The sequence below is a fragment of the Ornithinibacillus proteolyticus genome (assembly GCF_039581225.1).
GTDB lineage: Bacteria > Bacillota > Bacilli > Bacillales > Amphibacillaceae > Ornithinibacillus > Ornithinibacillus massiliensis.
Map to the genome: position 1 here is coordinate 45,344 of NZ_JBCPXV010000012.1, position 20,591 is coordinate 65,934.

General features: G+C 40.2%; 20 protein-coding genes and 3 pseudogenes. 11 read left to right on the plus strand and 12 right to left on the minus strand.

Annotated elements, in window-relative coordinates:
• Positions 1 to 66: 66 nt before the first annotated feature.
• Entirely contained in the window at positions 67 to 786 is a 720-nt protein-coding gene (locus AAIB49_RS07915) for a metallophosphoesterase family protein (RefSeq protein ID WP_339212622.1), read from the plus strand.
• An 85-nt stretch (positions 787 to 871) separates the two neighbouring features.
• On the opposite strand, the gene AAIB49_RS07920 is transcribed toward AAIB49_RS07915, so the two are convergent.
• Positions 872 to 1,033: a hypothetical protein gene (locus AAIB49_RS07920; protein WP_176481993.1), complete on the minus strand. Its 162-nt coding sequence runs from the start codon at positions 1,031 to 1,033 to the stop codon at positions 872 to 874.
• 287 nt (positions 1,034 to 1,320) lie between these two features.
• On the opposite strand from AAIB49_RS07920, the pseudogene AAIB49_RS07925 reads away from it, so the two are divergent.
• A pseudogene (locus tag AAIB49_RS07925) lies at positions 1,321 to 2,007 on the plus strand (copper homeostasis protein CutC).
• 50 nt (positions 2,008 to 2,057) lie between these two features.
• Here the strand turns inward: AAIB49_RS07925 and AAIB49_RS07930 are convergent.
• The 4 genes and pseudogenes from AAIB49_RS07930 to AAIB49_RS07945 form a co-directional block, all read right to left on the minus strand.
• A pseudogene (locus AAIB49_RS07930) lies at positions 2,058 to 2,360 on the minus strand (phosphoheptose isomerase family protein); the annotation flags it as partial.
• Positions 2,300 to 3,055 (minus strand): alpha/beta hydrolase, encoded by a 756-nt coding sequence (locus tag AAIB49_RS07935; RefSeq protein WP_343457723.1) that lies wholly within the window; start codon positions 3,053 to 3,055, stop codon positions 2,300 to 2,302. The pseudogene AAIB49_RS07930 and the gene AAIB49_RS07935, both read right to left, overlap by 61 nt.
• A 35-nt stretch (positions 3,056 to 3,090) precedes the next feature.
• Positions 3,091 to 3,498, minus strand: a complete 408-nt coding sequence (locus AAIB49_RS07940) for an alpha/beta fold hydrolase (RefSeq protein ID WP_339212615.1) — start codon at positions 3,496 to 3,498, stop codon at positions 3,091 to 3,093.
• Positions 3,499 to 3,647: 149 nt separating this feature from the next.
• Entirely contained in the window at positions 3,648 to 4,298 is a 651-nt protein-coding gene (locus tag AAIB49_RS07945) for a TerC family protein (protein ID WP_343457724.1), read from the minus strand.
• Positions 4,299 to 4,471: 173 nt separating this feature from the next.
• On the opposite strand from AAIB49_RS07945, the gene AAIB49_RS07950 reads away from it, so the two are divergent.
• Together AAIB49_RS07950 and AAIB49_RS07955 are read left to right on the plus strand one after the other, a co-directional pair.
• Positions 4,472 to 5,677: a PLL family lectin gene (locus tag AAIB49_RS07950; RefSeq protein ID WP_343457725.1), complete on the plus strand. Its 1,206-nt coding sequence runs from the start codon at positions 4,472 to 4,474 to the stop codon at positions 5,675 to 5,677.
• 221 nt (positions 5,678 to 5,898) lie between these two features.
• Positions 5,899 to 7,272 carry an amino acid permease gene (locus AAIB49_RS07955; protein ID WP_343457726.1) on the plus strand — a complete coding sequence of 458 codons (1,374 nt, stop codon included), beginning with the start codon at positions 5,899 to 5,901 and terminating at the stop codon, positions 7,270 to 7,272.
• Positions 7,273 to 7,533: 261 nt separating this feature from the next.
• On the opposite strand, the gene AAIB49_RS07960 is transcribed toward AAIB49_RS07955, so the two are convergent.
• The 3 genes from AAIB49_RS07960 to AAIB49_RS07970 all read right to left on the minus strand — a co-directional run bounded on the left by AAIB49_RS07960 (position 7,534) and on the right by AAIB49_RS07970 (position 10,902).
• Positions 7,534 to 8,352: a DUF368 domain-containing protein gene (locus AAIB49_RS07960; RefSeq protein ID WP_339212605.1), complete on the minus strand. Its 819-nt coding sequence runs from the start codon at positions 8,350 to 8,352 to the stop codon at positions 7,534 to 7,536.
• Positions 8,353 to 8,824: 472 nt separating this feature from the next.
• Positions 8,825 to 9,598 carry a tyrosine-protein phosphatase gene (locus tag AAIB49_RS07965; protein WP_343457727.1) on the minus strand — a complete coding sequence of 258 codons (774 nt, stop codon included), beginning with the start codon at positions 9,596 to 9,598 and terminating at the stop codon, positions 8,825 to 8,827.
• A gap of 467 nt (positions 9,599 to 10,065) precedes the next feature.
• Complete coding sequence (locus AAIB49_RS07970; protein WP_339212600.1) at positions 10,066 to 10,902, minus strand: manganese catalase; 837 nt, start codon at positions 10,900 to 10,902, stop codon at positions 10,066 to 10,068.
• 191 nt (positions 10,903 to 11,093) lie between these two features.
• Here AAIB49_RS07970 and AAIB49_RS07975 point away from each other — a divergent pair.
• The 6 genes and pseudogenes from AAIB49_RS07975 (at position 11,094) to nadE (ending at position 16,521) form a co-directional block, all read left to right on the plus strand.
• Positions 11,094 to 11,917: pseudogene (locus AAIB49_RS07975) on the plus strand (manganese catalase).
• 165 nt (positions 11,918 to 12,082) lie between these two features.
• The gene (locus AAIB49_RS07980) at positions 12,083 to 12,889 is read left to right on the plus strand and encodes an NUDIX domain-containing protein (RefSeq protein ID WP_343457728.1); all 807 of its coding nucleotides are present in this window, start codon (positions 12,083 to 12,085) and stop codon (positions 12,887 to 12,889) included.
• 59 nt (positions 12,890 to 12,948) lie between these two features.
• On the plus strand, positions 12,949 to 13,500 hold the full coding sequence (locus tag AAIB49_RS07985) for a cysteine hydrolase family protein (RefSeq protein WP_343457729.1): 552 nt from the start codon (positions 12,949 to 12,951) through the stop codon (positions 13,498 to 13,500).
• 43 nt (positions 13,501 to 13,543) lie between these two features.
• Positions 13,544 to 14,998: a nicotinate phosphoribosyltransferase gene (locus tag AAIB49_RS07990; protein WP_343457730.1), complete on the plus strand. Its 1,455-nt coding sequence runs from the start codon at positions 13,544 to 13,546 to the stop codon at positions 14,996 to 14,998.
• Between the two features lie 51 nt (positions 14,999 to 15,049).
• Positions 15,050 to 15,697, plus strand: coding sequence for a nicotinate (nicotinamide) nucleotide adenylyltransferase (gene nadD, locus AAIB49_RS07995; RefSeq protein WP_445254543.1), 648 nt, complete (start codon positions 15,050 to 15,052; stop codon positions 15,695 to 15,697).
• Positions 15,694 to 16,521 carry an ammonia-dependent NAD(+) synthetase gene (nadE, locus tag AAIB49_RS08000; RefSeq protein ID WP_339212585.1) on the plus strand — a complete coding sequence of 276 codons (828 nt, stop codon included), beginning with the start codon at positions 15,694 to 15,696 and terminating at the stop codon, positions 16,519 to 16,521. Before nadD ends, nadE begins: the two co-directional genes overlap by 4 nt.
• Positions 16,522 to 16,760: 239 nt before the next feature.
• Here nadE and AAIB49_RS08005 read toward each other — a convergent pair whose 3' ends face one another.
• Positions 16,761 to 17,189: a YndM family protein gene (locus tag AAIB49_RS08005; protein WP_343457732.1), complete on the minus strand. Its 429-nt coding sequence runs from the start codon at positions 17,187 to 17,189 to the stop codon at positions 16,761 to 16,763.
• A gap of 353 nt (positions 17,190 to 17,542) precedes the next feature.
• Between AAIB49_RS08005 and AAIB49_RS08010 the strand changes: the two genes are divergently transcribed.
• The gene (locus tag AAIB49_RS08010) at positions 17,543 to 18,043 is read left to right on the plus strand and encodes a universal stress protein (RefSeq protein ID WP_343457733.1); all 501 of its coding nucleotides are present in this window, start codon (positions 17,543 to 17,545) and stop codon (positions 18,041 to 18,043) included.
• Between the two features lie 64 nt (positions 18,044 to 18,107).
• On the opposite strand, the gene AAIB49_RS08015 is transcribed toward AAIB49_RS08010, so the two are convergent.
• The 3 genes from AAIB49_RS08015 to AAIB49_RS08025 are packed head-to-tail and all read right to left on the minus strand — an operon-like array spanning position 18,108 to position 20,505.
• Positions 18,108 to 18,839 (minus strand): ABC transporter permease, encoded by a 732-nt coding sequence (locus AAIB49_RS08015; RefSeq protein WP_339212571.1) that lies wholly within the window; start codon positions 18,837 to 18,839, stop codon positions 18,108 to 18,110.
• The gene (locus AAIB49_RS08020; protein ID WP_339212570.1) at positions 18,836 to 19,774 is read right to left on the minus strand and encodes an ABC transporter ATP-binding protein; all 939 of its coding nucleotides are present in this window, start codon (positions 19,772 to 19,774) and stop codon (positions 18,836 to 18,838) included. Before AAIB49_RS08020 ends, AAIB49_RS08015 begins: the two co-directional genes overlap by 4 nt.
• The gene (locus AAIB49_RS08025) at positions 19,774 to 20,505 is read right to left on the minus strand and encodes a MerR family transcriptional regulator (RefSeq protein ID WP_343457734.1); all 732 of its coding nucleotides are present in this window, start codon (positions 20,503 to 20,505) and stop codon (positions 19,774 to 19,776) included. The genes AAIB49_RS08020 and AAIB49_RS08025 overlap by 1 nt, the downstream gene beginning before the upstream one ends.
• Positions 20,506 to 20,591 lie beyond the last annotated feature (86 nt).

The following is a 20,591-nucleotide window of genomic DNA, read 5'->3' on the forward strand; positions in this document are numbered from 1 at the left end:
CTATTCAAATCTTCCAAAAATTAATATAAACTAAAACCAAGCACTCTACTAAAGGGGGAAACAAACATGTCAAAGATTGCAATTATTTCTGATATTCACGGTAATCTAACCGCACTAAAAGCAGTGCTTGATGATATCAAAAAGAGAAAAGTAGACCAAATCTATTGCCTAGGAGACTTGGTAGGAAAAGGGCCACGTGGTTCGGAATGTATTCAACTAGTTCGAGAGCATTGTGATAAAGTAATCTACGGAAATTGGGATGTGTTTATCCGGGATGAGATTGATAATGAAGCGATTAAATGGACACAGAGCCGGTTAACTGATGAGGATTATGATTATCTGGCTTCCTTGCCATTTTATATCGAATTTGAATTAAACGGCAAACTAGCTCGTTGTTTTCACGCATCGCCACGTAGCGTTTTTGAACGAATCGCACCGGAGTATCATCCTACCGAAAAGTGTTTATCCCTTTTTCAGAATAGCGAAGAAACCGAGTCCCTCCACTCTACTCGCACGCCAGATATGGTGTTTTATGGCGATATTCACCTGACCTGGTTAAGAACGTATGATATTGGGATCCTATGCAATGTTGGAAGTGTTGGTTTAGATGTTGTGGACGCTACCTATATGATTGTTGATGGGTCGCATGGGGCGAATTCGATTAATTTTGTACGTGTTCCTTATGATAGGGAGAAAGAGCTCCGTGAAACAAAAGAACTGGGTATGGTTGGTTATGAGGAATATTATAGAGAGATTATGTATGATCAATTTAGAGATACGCAGTGACAGTTAAAGTAGGCTTGTTGTGAAGTGGTCCAGGACAAGTACTTATGGCTTACCTTGAGCCAAGGTACCTGTCACCGTGGCACTCCTATGCTACTCTCTTCTCGTGGTATCCGCCATTCACACACATGACTTCAGTAAGAATGTTATACCCACCCTTTATATTTTTAAGAGCCTTTCTTGCTTCCTTTTCTGTTTCAAATTCATACATGGTAATATCTAAGCCTATATAACGAGTTACAATCCACATAGTGATTTCCCTCCTGTTTTTTATAAATATGTGAAATATAATCCTCCTGAACCCATACAGCATTCATGAGGTTTAAAGTAAAATTAGGATTATCTTTGCTACAACTTAATCATAGTACATGTAGTAGTATAAGTAAAATGCTTAATTATTATCATTTTGTATAAGTTATTATTATACACAAATGCATTAATACTTACTACCAAAAATGCCAGGTACCTTTCCCCATGGCACTATTCATTTGCCTTTAACCAAAATAACAATTATGGTGGACTTAAGGAGTGAATAACATGCTTGAAATCATCGCTACAAACCTTACTGATGTCAAAGATGCCGAAAAATTTGGGGCCGATCGTATTGAACTTAGTCCTGCTATGTCTGAATTGGGAATCACACCGAGCTATGGCTTAATCCAAGCAGCAGTGGAATCCGTAAACATACCAATTAACGTGATTATCAGACCCCATAGTCAATCATTTATTTATAATAAGAATGATGTGGAAGTAATGAAAAGAGATATCAACATGGTGAAGAGCCTTGGGGCTAACGGGATTGTGATTGGCGCACTAACGAAAGACCATACCATGGATGACGATGTACTTACCGAGTTATTAGCAGTAACGGATTCGTTAGATGTGACCATTCATCGTGCATTTGACTTTGCTCGTGATTAAAAAGAGGCCTTGTTGAAATTAGCTGAGTATAAACAGATTACGACTATCTTAACGGCGGGTGGAAATTACAGAGCACCTGAAGCTGTGGAACAAATAAACGAATTGATGGCTATGGCAAGTGAAACTCATTTATCTATCATGACTGGACATGGACTTAGATTGGATACATTTGAGACATTTTACAAGTCAACTAAACCAGAATTTGTCCATTTTGGGACTGGCGCACGAATTAATGAAAGTTTTGACTTCGGACTTGATGAAAGTAAAATCAAGGAAATTAACCAAATAATGGTATCAAACTAAACAGAAACCGTAGAAGCACTCAACTTCTACGGTTTCCTTATTTCTTATTATTATAATTTCACACGATCACGATACTTATCAATTAACTCCTGATTATGAGCATCGGCCCCTTCAATATTCCCACTTAGGAATACTGGAGGCTTAAAGCCATTCTCAGCCATTAATTTAACCGCTTCGCAAAGAATTGCATTTAAAATTGTTGCACCAATTACTGTCGAGCTAGGAGAAAAGTTTACTTCTACCTGCTCATGTGATAATAATGCGTCCCCAACAGGTGCGTGGTTATTAATCACTAAGTCAACGGCGTCAAATAAATGTTTCCCACTCGTGTGACGAGATGGCTGGCTCGATGTTCTGACGTTGGGTTTAATAGTTTGTTTAAATAGTGAATCGAAACACGTAAACGACTACGAGCAGTTTTTAAATCAACATCTGGCCATACTAAGTCACATAGCTCATCTCGTGTTGCCGATTGCTGGATGATCAGATACATGAGAATTTGTTTTGCCTTTCTTTGTCCCCAACCACCTACTAAACGTTTGCCATTTAAGAAAACGTCTAAGCCTTTCATGATGTTTACTTGTAGTGTAGGCAATGTCGCTTCTGTTTTCTCCTTCATCTTTTCTCTAATTTCTCGATACATCTCTGCATATAGCGTCTGAGCATAGCTAGCTATCTCTTGATTTACTGCGTTATTTTGATGCTTCATAATAAATTTCCCATTCCACTCTGCCATGAGATTCGGCTGGTCCATCTGGATTAAGAAGGATGAATAGGGCACTGTATAATACCTTGCATTTGTATTAAAATTTAGAATAGCAGAATTTAGTTCTGGTGGAAATGTTTCATCATCTGAACCGGATAAGACTAAGATTGGAATCGTCACGTTTTGGATATTCTGTTGGGCACGATTTAGTGATTCAACATCGAAAATCTTAAAATAAACATGTGGAGTCACTTTTTCAAATGCCCAAAGAATACGCTCCTCCCTTTCCTGTGTAGGATAGAGCATAAACTTATCGATAATCAGCTGGGCCTTATGCAGCATCGTCTCATGGCCCTTTACTTGCATCTTTCGTTCGGCTACAATTTTTTACCAAGTTCTCTTGGAAAATGAACTGGAACCGCAAGTAGTGTTAACGTTTTCAAACTAGAGAAGCCTCTTGCTGCAAATTCGATAGCACTGACATCACCAAATCCTTGTGCGACAACATGATACGTATCTAGCTGTAATGTATTCACTAAGCATTGAATATCATCGGCTAGCCTGGAAATCGATAAATCACCATCCCCTACAGTAGAGTCTCCATGCCCTCTTAAATCGTACCGAACCACTTGATAGTCTTCTAAGAACAACGGGATAATCTCGTTCCAGCAATACATGTCTAATCCGGTAGGGTGAATGAATATAATGGTCTGTGTAGCACGAGGATTCGTTGATTCAAATTTTTCATAATGAATTTGAGCACCGCCACATGTTATAAAGGCCATTCTATCTCCCCCCTCTCACTAGTCCAATTTGCTTATATATACTAGTATTCTGTAAAAAAATGCTAATTCCTGTTTTTTTACATGTTTTGTTTGTTAAAAATAACAGGCCCCACCACAACGCGTGAAAGAGCCTGCCTTACTAAGTCTGTTTACCGGTATCTTCTTTGGTACCCACCGATAGATAAGGTCGCCATAATAATTCCAATGAGCAGTGCCAGTTCCATAGAAGTTCCTGAGATAACATGTTGTTTGATAAATTCCTCTTCTAGCATCATTTCTCCGGCAGTCCAGGCAAGTAAGCCCGCCCCAAAATAGACAACAATCGGGAAATGCTCCATCATTCGTAATATAAATTGACTAGCAAATAGCATAATTGGAATACTCAAGATAATACCGACGATGACCAGCATCATATTCCCCTCTGAAACTGCTACAATACCTAACACATTATCTAAGCTCATTAATACATCAGCAAAAATGATGATGACGATGGCTTCCTTTAAGGAATTGCCCACTTTCACGGAATTCTCTTCCGCTTCTTTATCAACAAGAAGTTTATAAGCTACAAACAGTAATAAAATGCCCCCTATTAAATGGATAAAGGGAAGCTTTAATAGATACATGACAATAACCGTAAATGCGATCCGAAATATAACAGCCCCGAGAGTTCCCCAGACAATCGCCTTCTGTTTTAAGTCTTGTCTTAAATTGCGACTTGCCATTGCAATAACAATTGCATTGTCACCACTTAAAATTAAATTAATCATTAATATTTTCACTAAAGGCTCTAACAGCTCCAAGAGAGATCCTCACCCTTCCACTATAAAATACTTGTCCTAAGATATTGATAATTAAATGTATGTCCGAAACGATAACATCATTACAGTTTTTACAATCGTGTGAAATGGGCTTATGTTTAACTCTCAGGTTATGAACCCGCTGCATATTCTAGTTAAAAAGCGGAGGAATGCGAATGTTTTATTATCAGTATTATTTTCCACAGTTTGTACCAGTACAGTACTATGGTCAGCCATTATATACGGAGATGAGGCAACAACCTACTGTTCAACAAATTTTACAAACGATTCGAACAGAGCATAATACGCTATACAACCAGCTAGTAAATGCTGGAATGAATCGTCAAGTAGTCGATTACGTCTTTTTCTTCATGGTCAACTATACGGTAAATCAAGCAAACACAAATCAAAATGCTAATCAAATCTATAATCAATTCCAACGGCAGGTACCTTGGTTTAACCTGATATTTAGACAATTTAATGTGCCTCAAAATGTTGCCGATCAGGTAATGAGAAGAGTCATCCAAATTACGTTAGATCAATTAGCTGGTGGTGCTCCTAGTCCTGGGCAAGGATGGTCTAGCTGGGAGGACTTAGGTGGAACACTTACCTCTGCACCTGCTGTATCTTCCTGGCAAGCCAATCGATTAGATGTGTTTGTCCGTGGTACAGATAATGCACTATATCATAAATGGTGGGATGGTTCGAGATGGAATGATTGGGAAAGCCTTGGTGGGGTCTTAACTAGTGCACCTGGTGCGGTCTCTTGGGGGCCAAATCGGATTGATGTATTTGTTCGCGGTACAGATAATGCGTTATATCATAAATGGTGGGATGGTTCGAGGTGGAGCGATTGGGAAAGCCTTGGTGGGACACTAACGAGCGGACCTGCAGCTTCCTCTAGAAGAGCGAATCAGTTAGATGTATTTGTTCGCGGTACTGGAAATAGACTATATAAACGATCATGGAATGGGTCTCGTTGGGAAGAGTGGGAGGATCTTGGTGGCAATTTAAACTCTGAGCCTGCAGCCGTTTCCTGGGGACCGAACAGAATTGATGTCTTTGCAAGAGGACAGAATAACGATTTAATCCATAAGTGGTGGGACGGTTCGAGATGGAGCAATTGGGAAAGCCTTGGCGGCACCTTAACTAGTGCACCAGCTGTCTCCTCTCGCCGAGCTAACCGATTAGATGTATTCGTTCGTGGAACTGGTAATCGCCTATACAAACGATCATGGAATGGGTCTCGCTGGGAAAACTGGGAAGACCTTGGTGGGACACTAGATTCAGCTCCTGCAGCTGTTTCCTGGGGGCCAAATCGGATTGACGTCTTTGCAAGAGGACAAAATCAGTCATTGATTCACTCCTATTGGGGAAGATAAAAACGGTATACTCCCCGATGTCTGTTATATCTATTTTAAAGGGGTACTAATCTTAGAAAAGCTCATATTCACTTTAGTGAATTTGTTAGTTTTTTCTTATAGTGTTGGGAGAGATTTTGATGCTTTCCTATCACCTAAAAAAAAGGTTTGTACCTCTTTCTTATATGTAATACAATATAAGTTATTATTTTGTTCATTACTAATGAAAAAGAGGTTTTAATGTGAATAGGCTTAGAAAGAAAAATATCCATGATCTACTAGAGAACAAAGACGTTCAATTAAAGCGAACACTAGGTGGATTTGATCTAATCATGCTAGGAGTTGGGGCGATTATTGGTACGGGTATTTTTATATTACCTGGTACGGTGGCTGCGTTACATTCTGGTCCTGCTATTATTTATTCCTTTATTATTGCAGCTATTGTGTGCTCCTTTGCGGCGATGTGTTATTCCGAGTTCGCTTCTTCTGTACCAGTGACAGGAAGTGCCTACACGTATAGCTATACTGTATTTGGTGAGATTGTTGCTTGGATTGTAGCCTGGGCTCTTGTACTGGAATATGGTCTTGCGGGAGCTTCTGTTGCAACTGGATGGTCTGCATACTTTGTTTCCTTATTAGAGGGATTCCATATTACGATTCCTCAAGCATTAACTGGACCTTTCCAGCCACAGGAGGGTACTTATGTTAATTTGCCTGCCATTATCATCGTGCTAGCCTTGGCTTTCTTGTTAACCTATGGCATGAAGGAATCTGCTCGTCTAAATAAAGTAATGGTATTTGTCAAAGTGTTCGTCATTTTACTATTTATTGTAGTTGGATTTTTCTACGTTCGTCCGGAGAACTGGCAGCCGTTTATGCCGTATGGCTGGAATGGTGTCTTTTCTGGTGCTGCATTAGTATTCTTTGCCTATCTTGGCTTTGATGCGGTATCAGCAGCTGCTGAAGAAGTGAAAAATCCGCAGAAGAATATGCCGATTGGAATTATTGGCTCCTTACTTGTTTGTACAGGATTATATATTGCCGTATCACTCGTATTGACTGGCATGGTATCTTATACCGAGTTGAATGTTAGTGACCCAGTTAGTTTTGCAATGGGATTGGTGAATCAAAATTGGGTTGCTGGGTTTATTTCACTAGGGGCTATTGCGGGGATGATTACCGTTATTCTTGTACTGCTCTACGGTGGGACAAGACTTCTATTTGCACTTGGGCGTGATCAGCTATTACCAAGAAGCATGAGTAAACTAAACGCCCACAACACACCGGTTTTTAGCACGTGGATTTTTGCTATTTTGGTAGCATTTTGTGCAGGATTTATTCCATTGTCTAAGCTAGCGGAGATGGCGAATTTAGGTACGTTGTTAGCCTTTACTATTGTATCCATAGGGGTGTTATTCCTACGTAAAAATAACACTATCCCAACCGGCGGCTTTAAGGTTCCATTATTTCCGGTGATTCCGATTTTATCCTTTGTGCTATGCATCTTTTTAATGATGCAGCTATCGAATCAAACGCTAGTTGCTTCAGCAATATGGTTCTTGATTGGTATAATCATTTATTTTGCTTATGGAAAACGAAATAGTTTAATGAAATAGAACTAGGCGAAACAAACTAACCCCATCACATTTAATTGGTGATGGGGTTTTTATTTTGATGGATTCTCCTAATGCCAAGTTAAAACTATGCAGCCAGCCAAATAAAGAGAGAGACCATGTGCGGCGCATATTTTTGCCCAAAAACGTCTAGTTGACATATTCTTCAGGATTTGGAGGGGGGGGTTCAGGATTTGGGGCACCTTTTTCAGGATTTGAGTGCCACCTTTCAGGATTTCAAAAAATCATCAGGTTGCCCGCCTATTAATCCTGGGTTTTCTGCAATAAATTTAACAAGGTGATACCCGCAAGAAACGTTATAACAGATAGTATGATGGTTGATTGATCCACTACACCATCCAGATTCATTATAATAGCATAAATTGAACCACTTACTAGTCCAATCATCGCTGCATAGGTTTCGACCTTGTAATGTGTTAATAAATAGCGAATGAGTCTACTCGTCAGTAGTACCCCTAACACGATACCTGAACCAATTGTTAAGATTACTGGCATATTTAGCGAGAATAGGGAGTTTGTTGCAATTTCATATACACCAAATATAGTGAGAATTAACGCACCACTTATTCCTGGGAGTACAAGAGCTGTACTAGCAATAAAACCTACAAGGACAAAGAATATGTAATCAACAAACGACAGATGATTTAAATCGATGTTGGTCATCTCCCCTAATAATTGCCCGCATACCACCATGCCAAGAAAGAAGAGAATGATTATGTAATGCTTTGCTTTAAGCTTCGTCTTGTGGTGTTGGAGTGTTTCTTTCCAAAGATAAGGTAAAAATCCTACAATAACTCCACCAAAAAATAGAAGCGTCGGTGTACGATGGTTTTTTAATAAGTAGTTAAGCAGAATGATAGAAAAGGCAAATCCGATAATCATCCCAACGCCGAACATAACGAGAAAAGGTAATACCTCTTTTCTTCGATTCGTTGTTAACATGCTTAACGAATAAATCAGACGCTCATATATTCCTAAAATCATAGCGACCGTACTACCGCTTATTCCAGGAACTGTTTCTGTAATCCCTACTGCCATGCCTCGAAGCATAATTCCAAACATAATTTCAACACCTAAATGAGTTATTTTTTCTGAGAACTTCAATCGAAATGCGTACTGCCAAGACGTTACTTACTAAATACCAGAAGAAGGTAGCTCGCTGCACAAAGGAAGAATGCAATTTGCGTGATGATATATATGGATAGTTCAGAGAAAGTCAATTTTCTCTCCCGCTTCATTTTCTTGAACTTCCATAATAATAGATAGAACATAAAAGCAGTATGGTGGCTGATACTTGGAATACCTTGTCCAGTAACGCGATCAAATTAATCCTCTCCTCGTGCTTTGTTTGATTGACTGTATTAACTCATTCCCTACCTCTACATTATTTTAATACTAACATAGTATTCCAAAAACAACTTCGAAATATTGAAAAACTGCACCTGTTTTGCTAGATGGTAGCAAGGTAGGTGCAGAATGACTTTTTTAGTATTGATTCTCCATATATAGTTGGAAGGAACTTGTCGCTTATTTCTTATTCTAAATAATAATCTCTTAATAACGTTATTTCTTCATCTTTTAATCCAATGCCGTTTACTAGGTAAGAATCTACTGTTCCATACTGTGCTTCTATTTCTTTGAAGAATTCTTGGATATATTCCAACCTTGCTTCAAATATAGCCTTAACCGTTTCTTTATCGATAACGTCTGGCATGGTGTGACCGATCGCTTCGAATCCTGCTTCAATTTCACTCTGTGCCTTATTTGTCAATAAGTAGTCTTCTATGATTATTTCACGAGGAACGCCTAGTAAGCTTAAGATTGTCGCAGCTACTACTCCTGTTCTATCTTTCCCAGCCATGCAATGGAACAGGAGCGGTTCTCCACGATTATCTAGTAATAGTTGGATGACTTGGCGAAGTCCAGTAGTATTGGATACTAACTGGCGGTTCAAATTAACTAGCATTTCCCCGGGCTTACTGTTAAGCAACTTATTTTCAAATTGAGAAAGATCCCCCGGCTGTCTTACTACCTTGTCATTATTAATCAACGGAACATGATTCCACGTTACGCCAGCAATGTCTGGATCTGGATACTTATTAATTTCGTCCTCATCACGCAAATCCAAAATGGCGCTAATTTCTAATTCCTTTAATACCTCTATACCAGCTTCTGTTACAGCACTTAAATTCCCCGAACGATAAAGCTTCCCCGACTTAACATAACGTCCATCCACCGTTTCATAGCCACCTAGCTCACGAAAATTAAAGCTACCCTCTAAATTCCTTTCACGTACAACTTGTTTCATCTGTTCTCCCCAACTCTCTTATGTAATTAATTCTATTATACAAGAATAGTGGAAAAATTTGCTTCAGAATAAATGTTAAGTCTTTATTAATTTAATAGTTAATGGGAAGAGAGTTTGAGTGGTGGAATGCTTATTTTATGTGATTTAGGGGGATGAAGTATTTTAAGGGGGGAGATGGGAGGAAATTGGGAGGTTGGGGTTAAAGTCGCGCGGTGGGCAGGGGTTTTCGCGCGAGATCTCGGGAATTTCGCGCGACCCTCTGGCTTTTTCGCGCGGCCTCTTGGGTTTTTCGCGCGACTCGGCGGTTCTCGCGCGATTTCTCGGACTCCTCGCGCGTTTTTCCCCACTCCCCGCGCGATTTCCCGCACCTCCCGCGCGATTTCCCGGACTCCCCGCGCGCCCCCCCCCACACACTACTCCCACAAAAATACACTCGCACCATTTAAGGTTGCGAGTGTATTTCTTCGCTAGCAAATATTTGGCTTTGGTCCTGGGATTGTGTCGTGGATGGATAGTGGGGCTAGTTGCTGGCCTACTAAGCCGCCGTGGGGTTCTGGTTGTGCGACGTATTGGAAGGTGCTGCAACCGTCCATACTTGGGCCGCTAGCCCAACGTCCAAATTTGCTTGCTTCTCCTCTTGAGAAGTTCATAAATTTGTAGGCGAATTCTCGTTTCTCCAGGTTGCGTGGGAAGGTGACTGGAACTACTTTTCCATCTTGGGCTTCTAATTCTGCGATTGCAGCTAACCATTGGTTTTGGTGCATCGTATCGCGGGCGATGAGGAAGGATAGCATATCCTTCACGCCTGGGTCATCTGCGAGTTCATATAAGCGTACTGCTTGGAGTCGTCCTTGTGATTCTGCATTCAAGTTGGCACGGAAATCGGCAAGTAAATTTCCACTTGCTATGGTATAACGGGAGTTCCAGGGATAACCAACACTATCGGTTGGTGTTGCCCCAAGACCTGACACAATAATATGCTGTGGGTTCATTCCTCCCATTGCCGCTTCTAGGATTGGATCTTTAGCTGCTTCTTCTTGAGCTGAAGCAGGGGCACCATCAAGTAATCTAGCAATCATTGTTGCTAACATTTCGACATGGGCCATCTCTTCAGTTCCAATATCTAATAGCATATCCCTATATTTTTCCTCTCCACGGCAGTTCCACCCTTGGAATAAGTATTGCATCATAACCGATATCTCACCGAATTGACCTCCAAGTATTTCTTGAAGCTTCTTGGCATATTGGGGATCTGGACAGCTTGGTTTTGCATTGTATTGCATCTCTTTGATGTGGTAAAACATCAAACCAATCCTTTCTCATATTTATGCTATTTATTCTTAACCATTCTATGAAAGAACTGGGCAAATATAGTATGTCTCCCTTACTTTTTATAAATTATTTTCCCATCATGATTTGTACAAGGAAGTTTAGAGAATATCCCTTTTGAAAGAGAACATACTAACCCTATACATATATCTAGGGAGTGATTTAAATGTTTTATCATATTAAAGAACTGCAATATAACGCAAAGCCGGACCGCCCAGATCCTGTCTACGCCAAGAAGCTACAGGAGGTTTTAGGTGGGCAATTTGGCGAAATTTCCGTCATGATGCAGTATTTATTTCAGGGCTGAATTGTAGAGGGGAACAGAAATATCGTGATATGCTTTTAGACATTGGCACGGAGGAAATAGCACATGTGGAAATGCTAGCAACGATGATTGCCCAATTATTGGATAATGCCCCTGTAGAGGATCAGGAAAACGCGGCTAAAGATCCAATTATAGGTGCTGTAATGGGGGGAATGAACCCACAGCACGCTATTGTATCCGGCCTTGGAGCAAGACCGGATGATAGTGAAGGTTATCCTTGGACCTCTCGATATACCATCGCAAGCGGGAATCTTCTTGCTGACTTTCGGGCGAATTTAAATGCAGAATCACAGGGGCGTTTGCAAGTGGTTCGGCTTTACGAAATGACAGATGACAACGGTGTACGAGATATGCTCTCCTTCCTAATCGCACGTGATACGATGCATCAAAATCAATGGATGGCTGCGATTGAAGAGCTAGAGCAGAAACAAAAACCAATTGTCCCAGCCACCTTTAATCAACAATACGAAAAACAAGAAGTTTCTTACGCCTTTATGAACTTCTCTAAAGGAGAAGAAAGCAGGCAAGGTCGGTGGGCTTCCGGTAAAAGCATGGATGGACAAGCTGAATTTGAATATATTAGTGAGCCACAGGCAATGGGTCAAATACCATTCTTACAGCCTGCTCCTCCACACATTCACGGAACTCCGCCATCCCCATTGTAGGCGCAATATCATATTAGGCAGATATGTAGCATGTATTCCAGAAAACGTCCTTTCTGAAATACATGCTGCTTTGTTTACTTGGCCTTGACTTTCATATCATCTACGTTATAATAAATAGTAATTAAGGAATTACAAATTACCTGTTTGTATTATTGAGGTGAAAAGATGGGAAGCTATAATCAAGATAAAGCATTGGAGCAGTATGATTCCAGTAAATACGTGACACCAGATGGCTATACAAGTGATATTGCCGTATTTACCATCACCACCGAAGATGATGGAACGAAGAACACGAAGAGAACCGTGAACAAACAACTCAAGATTATGCTAATTAAACGTTCTGACTACAATGCAGAAGGAGAGCCAAATATTGAAGGTGGCAAATGGGCGCTTCCTGGGGGATTTATCGATGGGAATAAACAAGAGACGGCCTTACAAGCTGCTGAAAGGGAACTAGTCGAGGAGACCGGTATACAAGGGATATTCTTAAAGCACTTTGGTGTTTATGATCAATTTGGTAGAGATAAACGGGGCTGGATTATTGCCAATGCACATTATGCCATCGTACCTGAGAAACAATTGGCCAACCGAAAAGCTTCCGATGACGCTCAAGCAGTACAATTGTTTACTATGGATGAAGTATTTCAATTGGACTTAGCCTTCGATCACCGCGATATTATCACCGATGCCTTAGCATTTATTGAACGGGATTTGATCGAGACGAAGGTTGCGAGGAACTTTCTCCCGGAGGAATTTACATTATCAGAGCTACAAAGTGTCTTAATGACCGTATCTAATCATCCTAGAATAACGACAAAATCGGTGTTTTTTGCCAAGGTCCCTAAGCTACCTTTCATCGAAAAGGTTTATGATGAGAAAGGAAACTTAAAAAAGACCGAGAGAAATTCCTATCGTCCATCACAACTGTATCGTTTTAATGATGTTGAAGTTATTAAATCGATTTATGAATAAAATGTAACGCTTGTAATTTGTAATTTTGGCATTACTAATTCAAAGGAGAGGTGTTCAATATGTCAAAGAAAGCATTAATTAATGTCGATTACACCTATGATTTTATTGCAGATGATGGCGCGTTAACTTGTGGGAAGCCTGGTCAGGAATTGGAAACGTATATTACCGAGGTAACGAAGAAGTTTATAGATAATGGGGATGAGGTCATCTTTGCAATTGATATGCATCATGAGCAAGATCCATACCATCCGGAAACAAACCTATACCCGCCCCACAATATTGCTGGTACAAAAGGAAGAGAGCTTTATGGTGCGCTGCAACAAGTATTTGAAGAGCATAAAACCAAGCCACATGTACATTGGATGGATAAAACGAGGTACTCCGCATTTGTCGGAACGAACTTAGATTTATTACTACGCGAGCGTGGCATTACAGAGGTTCATATCGTTGGTGTCTGTACCGATATTTGCGTACTCCACACTGCAGTAGATGCCTATGGAAAAGGGTATTCCATTGTTATCCATGAAAAAGGAGTAGCTAGCTTTAACCAAACAGGTCACAAGTGGGCACTCGAGCATTTTACAGGCTGCCTGAATGCAACGGTTATCTAATAATGCGATTGGGGCAGGTGGTTGTCCCAAGGAGGGAATTCGGATGAATTTTACTGATGATAGTTTAATGCTTCATACAGATTTATACCAAATTAACATGGCAGAAACCTATTGGGCTGACAATGTCCACGATCGCCGTGCGGTATTTGATTTATATTTTCGAAAGCTTCCATTTGGTAATGGCTATGCTATTTTTGCCGGATTAGAAAAGGTTATCAACTATGTACAGAACTTTCAATTTAGTGATAGTGACCTAGATTATTTACGAGAAATTGGTTACCAAGAGGATTTCTTGGCCTATTTAAAGGACCTTCGTTTTCGTGGGACCATAAAGGCGATGCAAGAAGGAGAAGTAGTATTCTGTAATGAACCATTGATTCGAGTAGAAGCAAGCCTTGCTGAAGCCCAGCTTCTTGAGACAGCGCTATTAAATATTGTGAATTACCAAACCTTAATTGCTACTAAGGCCTCTCGGATTAAGCATGTAGCCAATGGCCAAACCTTAATGGAGTTTGGAACGAGAAGAGCCCAAGAGCTCGATGCTGCATTATGGGGCACGCGTGCTGCTTATATCGGTGGATTTGATGCCACCAGCAATGTAAGGGCTGGTAAGCTATTCGGTATACCTGTTAAAGGTACTCATGCCCACTCCATGGTGCAGGCATATCAGGATGAGTATACCGCATTTAAAAAGTATGCTGAAAGACATAAGGATTGCGTCTTCCTAGTGGATACGTACGACACGTTAAAATCTGGTGTTCCTAATGCTATTCAGGTAGCAAAGGAGTTCGGGGATAAAATCAATTTCCTCGGCATTCGCCTTGATAGTGGAGACTTAGCATATTTATCCAAAAAAGCTAGACAGCAATTAGACGACGCCGGCTTTAAAGATGCAAAAATTTATGCATCTAGTAATTTGGATGAATCGACCATTTCTAGCCTGCAAGCCCAAGGCGCCAAAATAGATGTCTATGGAGTGGGAACTAAATTAATTACCGCTTACGATCAACCGGCATTAGGAGCTGTCTATAAACTCGTTGCAATTGAAAATGAGAACGGGGAGATGGAGGATACGATTAAAATATCGGCCAACCCTGAAAAAGTCACAACCCCCGGGATGAAAAAAGTGTATCGAATCATTAACACAAACAATCATCACTCTGAAGGAGACTACATTACATTAGAGGATGAAGACCCGAATCAAGAGGAAAAGATTAAAATGTTCCATCCGATACACACCTATATTAGTAAATTTGTAACCGACTTTAAAGCGATTAATCTACATCATGATATTTTCCAAAATGGGAAATTAGTCTACGATGCTCCTAGCTTACCAGAGATTCAAGCCTATGCATCGAAGCAGCTAGAACTATTATGGGATGAATATAAGCGAACTATTAACCCAGAAGAGTATCCAGTTGACTTAAGCATGAAAACTTGGGAAACTAAAATGAAAAAGATTGAAAGTACGCGAAATAAAATCAGGGAGTTGACGTAAGTGACAACGGAGGTCCAGGAGTACTACCAAAGGTTAAACCCAGAGAAAGGTATAGAAAGGTTATTTCAACAAGGAGTTAAGGTTGGAATATATGGCTCATCCTTTGATCCGATTACCAATGTACACTTGTGGACAGCATCAACCGTTGCGCATCGTAAAAAGTTAGACTTCATCATCTTTCTTCCTTCGTCCGGGAAGCGAAGGGATAAACAATTACAGACCGAGGATAACCACCGTTCCACCATGGTTCAATTAGCGATTAAAGATAATCCAAAGTTTCTATTAGATACGTATGAGTTCACAGCTCCTGCTGGAAAAACCTACACATACTATACGATGGAGCATTTCAAGGAAATTCTACCTAATGCGGAAGTATTCTTTATTATGGGTGCTGACCTATTGGTCGATATCGCAGCTGGTAAATGGATGATGGATGAAGAACTCATCCAGTCCAATCAATTTATCATCATGGCAAGAGACAATATCGATATGTTAGCAACCATTGCCCAGTCACCGCTACTTCGCAATTATGATGACGGTAGATTCCAATTACTAGATAAAGGCTTATCCATGGAGATTAGCTCCACTTATATTCGTGAAGAGTTTTCGCGTGGTGGTGAACCACGGTATTTATTGCCGACAAGCTGTTATAATTATATTCAGGAGCATAAATTATACCGAAAGAGGGGAAGCAAATGAGTACACTACAAGAAATCATTATTACAGAGCTAGGCGTTAAACCAACTATCGACCCGAAGGAAGAGATTAGAAGACGTGTTGATTTTCTAAAGAAATATTTAGTGAAGAATAGCTTTGCTAACGGATATGTACTTGGGATGTCAGGCGGACAAGATTCTACGTTAACCTCTAAACTAGCCCAAACCGCAATTAATGAGCTGAACGAAGAAGCTGGAGAAGACCGCTATCAATTTATTGGTGTTCGTCTACCGTATGGCGAGCAATTTGATGAAGAGGATTGCCAGGATGCCATTGATTTTGTTAAACCTAGCCAAGTAATTACCGTCAATATTCAAAAGTCTGTGGACGCTAGTGTCGCATCCTTAAAAGAAGCTGGTGTTACGATTAGTGATTTCCTTAAAGGGAATGAAAAAGCTCGTGAAAGAATGAAGGTACAATATAGTATTGGTGGAAGTCATAACCTGCTTGTACTTGGTACAGATCATGCGAGTGAAGCTGTTACTGGATTTTTCACCAAGCATGGTGATGGCGCTTGTGACTTAATTCCATTGTATGGATTGAATAAGCGTCAAGGTAAGCTGCTGTTGAAAGAATTAGGATGTCCAGAGCATTTATATATGAAAAAGCCTACAGCTGATTTAGAGGATGATAAGCCTGCATTACCAGATGAGGTTGCATTAGGCGTCACCTATGATGAGATTGATGATTATCTAGAAGGAAAAGAAGTTGCAGAAAAAAGTAAAAATAGAATTGAAGAATTATTTTTGAAAACAAGACATAAGCGAAACCCTGCCGTTACCATTGCGGATGATTGGTGGAAATAAGTAGAATTGGCAAAACGCTTATGCGCTAGTACATTAAAAGTACGGCTAATTGGGAAATTACTTTCATTTCTCCCAGTACAGAAAAGACACTGCTCGTAACCGCAGTGTCTTTTCTTGCATGGGATGGTTGACACGCTCCCACAGTATAGATCAGTTAGCCAGCCCTTGTGTAATTTAACTAATAACTACCGGAGCTTATTTTTACTTCTTTAGAGTACTTGGTTAAACGTATATCTTTCCTATTTATCCCTCCGTCTATCCTCACTGATTTCTTCAGCGTATTCGGTTTGATAGCGTAGGTTTCTTGTTCCGTTTGGTTCTTGGTCTGGTAACACCTGATTAGCTAAGTAGCGGTGGAAGAATATTTCGAAACCCCCTACTCCTAATGCTGCAATTAGTGAAGCAGGAAACGGGTTATCAGCTGCTGTCATACCATCTACAAACCAATAAATAATTGGCCACGCTAGTATGAAATCCGCTACAGTAGCAACCAAATTGTTCGTTCTAGGTAAAATGAATAAATCCCCAACAAGATATGCCACTATCCCTAGTACTAACGATAACAGGAATACCTCCCCAAATGTCATCGTATACATAGCACCTAGTATAATATAAAGTAGAACAAATGTAGCAATAAATTTGATTAGTAATGCTTTGATATGTTTCATTTATCATCCATCCTTATTGATTTTTGCAAGCTTCGCGTAGTGATGAAGATCTTGAGCAACTTTGCCCAGTCGTTCTAGCACTCACTCTCCCCTTCCGTACCCGTTAGCTGCTCCTCATGATTCTCTTCTTACAGCATCTATCAGCAAGAACTCCCTTTCATCAAGGTCACCTTTTAGTTGCCCCTTTTATCTTTCCAAATTAGGTTCGTTTTATTTATAGGAGATTTTATATGACTCGTTGTCATATGCTTGTTACCTTTACTTAATATGATGTAACGTTTGATGGTCATGAAAAACGTGTATATAAATAGTAAACCCGTTACCATAAAAACTTTAGATAGGGAGTGGAACGTATGGAAGGTTTTAACCATATCTTGTTAGCATTTGACGGTTCTAAATATAGTGTCCAAGCATTACAGACAGCAGAACAACTGACCAAATGGAGTGGTGCAAGATTAACAGTCGTATTTGTTCATGAACCATCACTTGACCATACTGTAACACCTGGGGTCACAACGGGTAGAGATGCAGGATTATATCATACACATCTTGGCGCAATTCCTACACCAAACGAAGGAACGCCAAGTGAATTGGATCACACGTATTTGCAAGATAATACTGCCGACAAAGTGCTTAATAACGCCTCTGTAAGACTATCAAAGCTCACAAATGTAGATTACGAGATTTTAACAGGAAAACCAGCAGCAGAAATAATTGCCTTTGCTGAGGAGCAGGATGTTGACCTCATTATTATGGGGAATCGTGGCCTTAGTGGAATTAAAAAGTTAGTCACAGGAAGTGTAAGTAAAAAAGTAGTAGAAGAAGCAAGTTGTTCCGTAATGGTTATTAAATAAAGAGTTGATAATGGCGGGGGACTGTATTACTTCCAGTGGAGGTGGTACAGTCCCCGCCCATTTTTTATTTTTTATTCAAAATATAAATTGCCCCACCATAGCCAAGCACACACCAGATAAGTAAATTAATGTAATTTCCCAAGGAAGCATCAAATGTTGATGAAGCTAGTGATGCGCGCATCACTTCTGCCATGGAATATATCGGAAGTACTTCGTGAAGTGTTTGTAGCCATTCTGGTAGTCGGTCCATTGGAAAGTTGACTGGTGAGAACATAAGAGCTCCAAAGACAATTACTTGGGACAAAGCTAAAGATGTCGTTGGGGATAATAGATAAGATAATCCATATCCTACACCAATGGAAGTGAGTGCAATCATGAGAAGGGCTGGAACTATTGTCCATGAAATATCATATCCTGGTTGATACAGCAAATGAGCAATAAAAGAGGCAACAACAATACCAGGAATCGTAATCAATAACCATATCGTCGTATCCGCACTAAGAATAACGGAACGGTTCACTGGCCATGTTCGCATAAATTCCATGTAGCCATCTGTTTTGGATGTACCTACTTGTTGTGGAAGTATGACTAACCCCGTAAATATTAAAATAATGGTCGGAGCACCTGTTGCCAAATAGAGGATGGAATGGGTGTCTGGACTAGGCATTAGGTAAGTAAACCCTATCACAATTCCAATGGATATCAGGATTTGCATTAAAGCCATAAAAATCAAAAAGCCCGCGTTTCTTAAGAATTGCATTTGAAAAACATACTTGTAATGGCTATATATTTTCATGAGGAAACCACCACCTTATTTGAGGTTAGTTCGATATAAGCATCTTCAATGGTTGTCGGTGTTAAGGAATAATCCATTACAGTCCCTAAATCTACCTGCTCTCCAGCCCACGCAACTGCATTTGTAACATTTTCCGTATTCATCTTGATAATTAGTCGAGATCCGCTTTGATGATAGGAAATAGCCCATTGTGGAATATATCGTTCCTCCATTTTTTCTAGTAGATTCAATTCGATTCGCATTTGATTACTTACGGAACGTTTTACTTCGGAAGGGGTTCCTTGTGTAAGAATTTTTCCTTGATTAATGATCGCAACACGGTCCACCGCTTTTTCTGCTTCCAACACATTATGGGTAACTAGTATAACAGAGGTACCATTATCGGTTAAATTTCGAATGACATCCCATAAATAACGCCGACGAACTGGGTCGACATCATTGGTTGGTTCGTCTAAGATGACTAGCTTACCAGGGGCAATGACCGCCATACAAAAGGCAGTAAGTCTACGGGCACCACCAGAAAGCTTTTCCCCTTCTTTATCAGCCCATTTCCCCATATCTAATGCGTCAAAGAGCATATCAAGTCGCTTCGGATTATAGTTTTTTCCAGCTCGCATTTTCCCAATAATGGAAACTGCCTGCCTAGGGGTAAGAAATCCTAAAGGTACTTGGGACTGTGGCTGAACCGAACAAACAGACCGTGCATACACCCGATTGTCCGTCACCGATTTTCCAAATAGGCGAATCTCTCCTTGGTCCGGCGTTACTAAACCTACTATTTGGTTCACTAAAGTGGTTTTTCCCGCACCATTCTGCCCTAATAAGCCGACTATTTCTCCTTCCTTCATCGTAAGCGAAATATTATCATTCGCTATTAATTTTGACTTCCCCTTCCCTTTAAACACCTTTGTCACACCGTTTATCTCCAGTACCATTATTCCATCTCCCCATGTGCTTTAGATACTTTTTGCAGAAATTCTACAACACCCTTATCCATTGGATAGAACACAACGCCTTCTTCTAGACCTTTTAATGATTCCCACAAGTTACCGAGCAGTTGTTCATCATGATCAAACATTTTCTCCGCTTGCTTCAGCCAACGCTCTGCAAGCTGTAAAGCCAGGTCAGATTTCGGGTCGATGTCCTGATGTTTTTTGATATCATAGACAGCCTTCATCCATTCACGAATATCTTCCTCACTCATCTTTTCATTGCATTCCATTATCTTTCTCATTTCTTCCTCATTCATAAAATGATTATATTGCTGTATTAATTCTTCAGGCTCCTGGTGATAGAACTTCATGATTAGCGAAATGATTGGCCAACTAATTTTCTCTTCAAACTCAATCGAGTATAGGACACCTTGAAGTGCTTGTTCTAGCATTTTCAGACGTTCCTGTTCCCGTTTCACCATGTCTAATTGTTCTTGGATTGACTCCTGCCAATTTAATTTGGAGCTTTGCAAGATAGCATTAATCTTATCCAACGGAAATCCCATATACTTCAATGCCAGAACACGCTCTAGTCGCATGACATCATCCTCACTATATAGCCGATGCCCACCACTCGTTCTCGATGAAGGCTTAACGAGACCAATCTCATCGTAATAATCTAATGTTCTTCTAGTTACCCCGGTATTTTTCGATAAAGTACCAATCGTGTACATGACACCACCCTTTCCCAATTTTCTTAAGTATAAAACAACACGTTACGTGATGTTCAATAGATATATACAAAATTATTTGATATTTT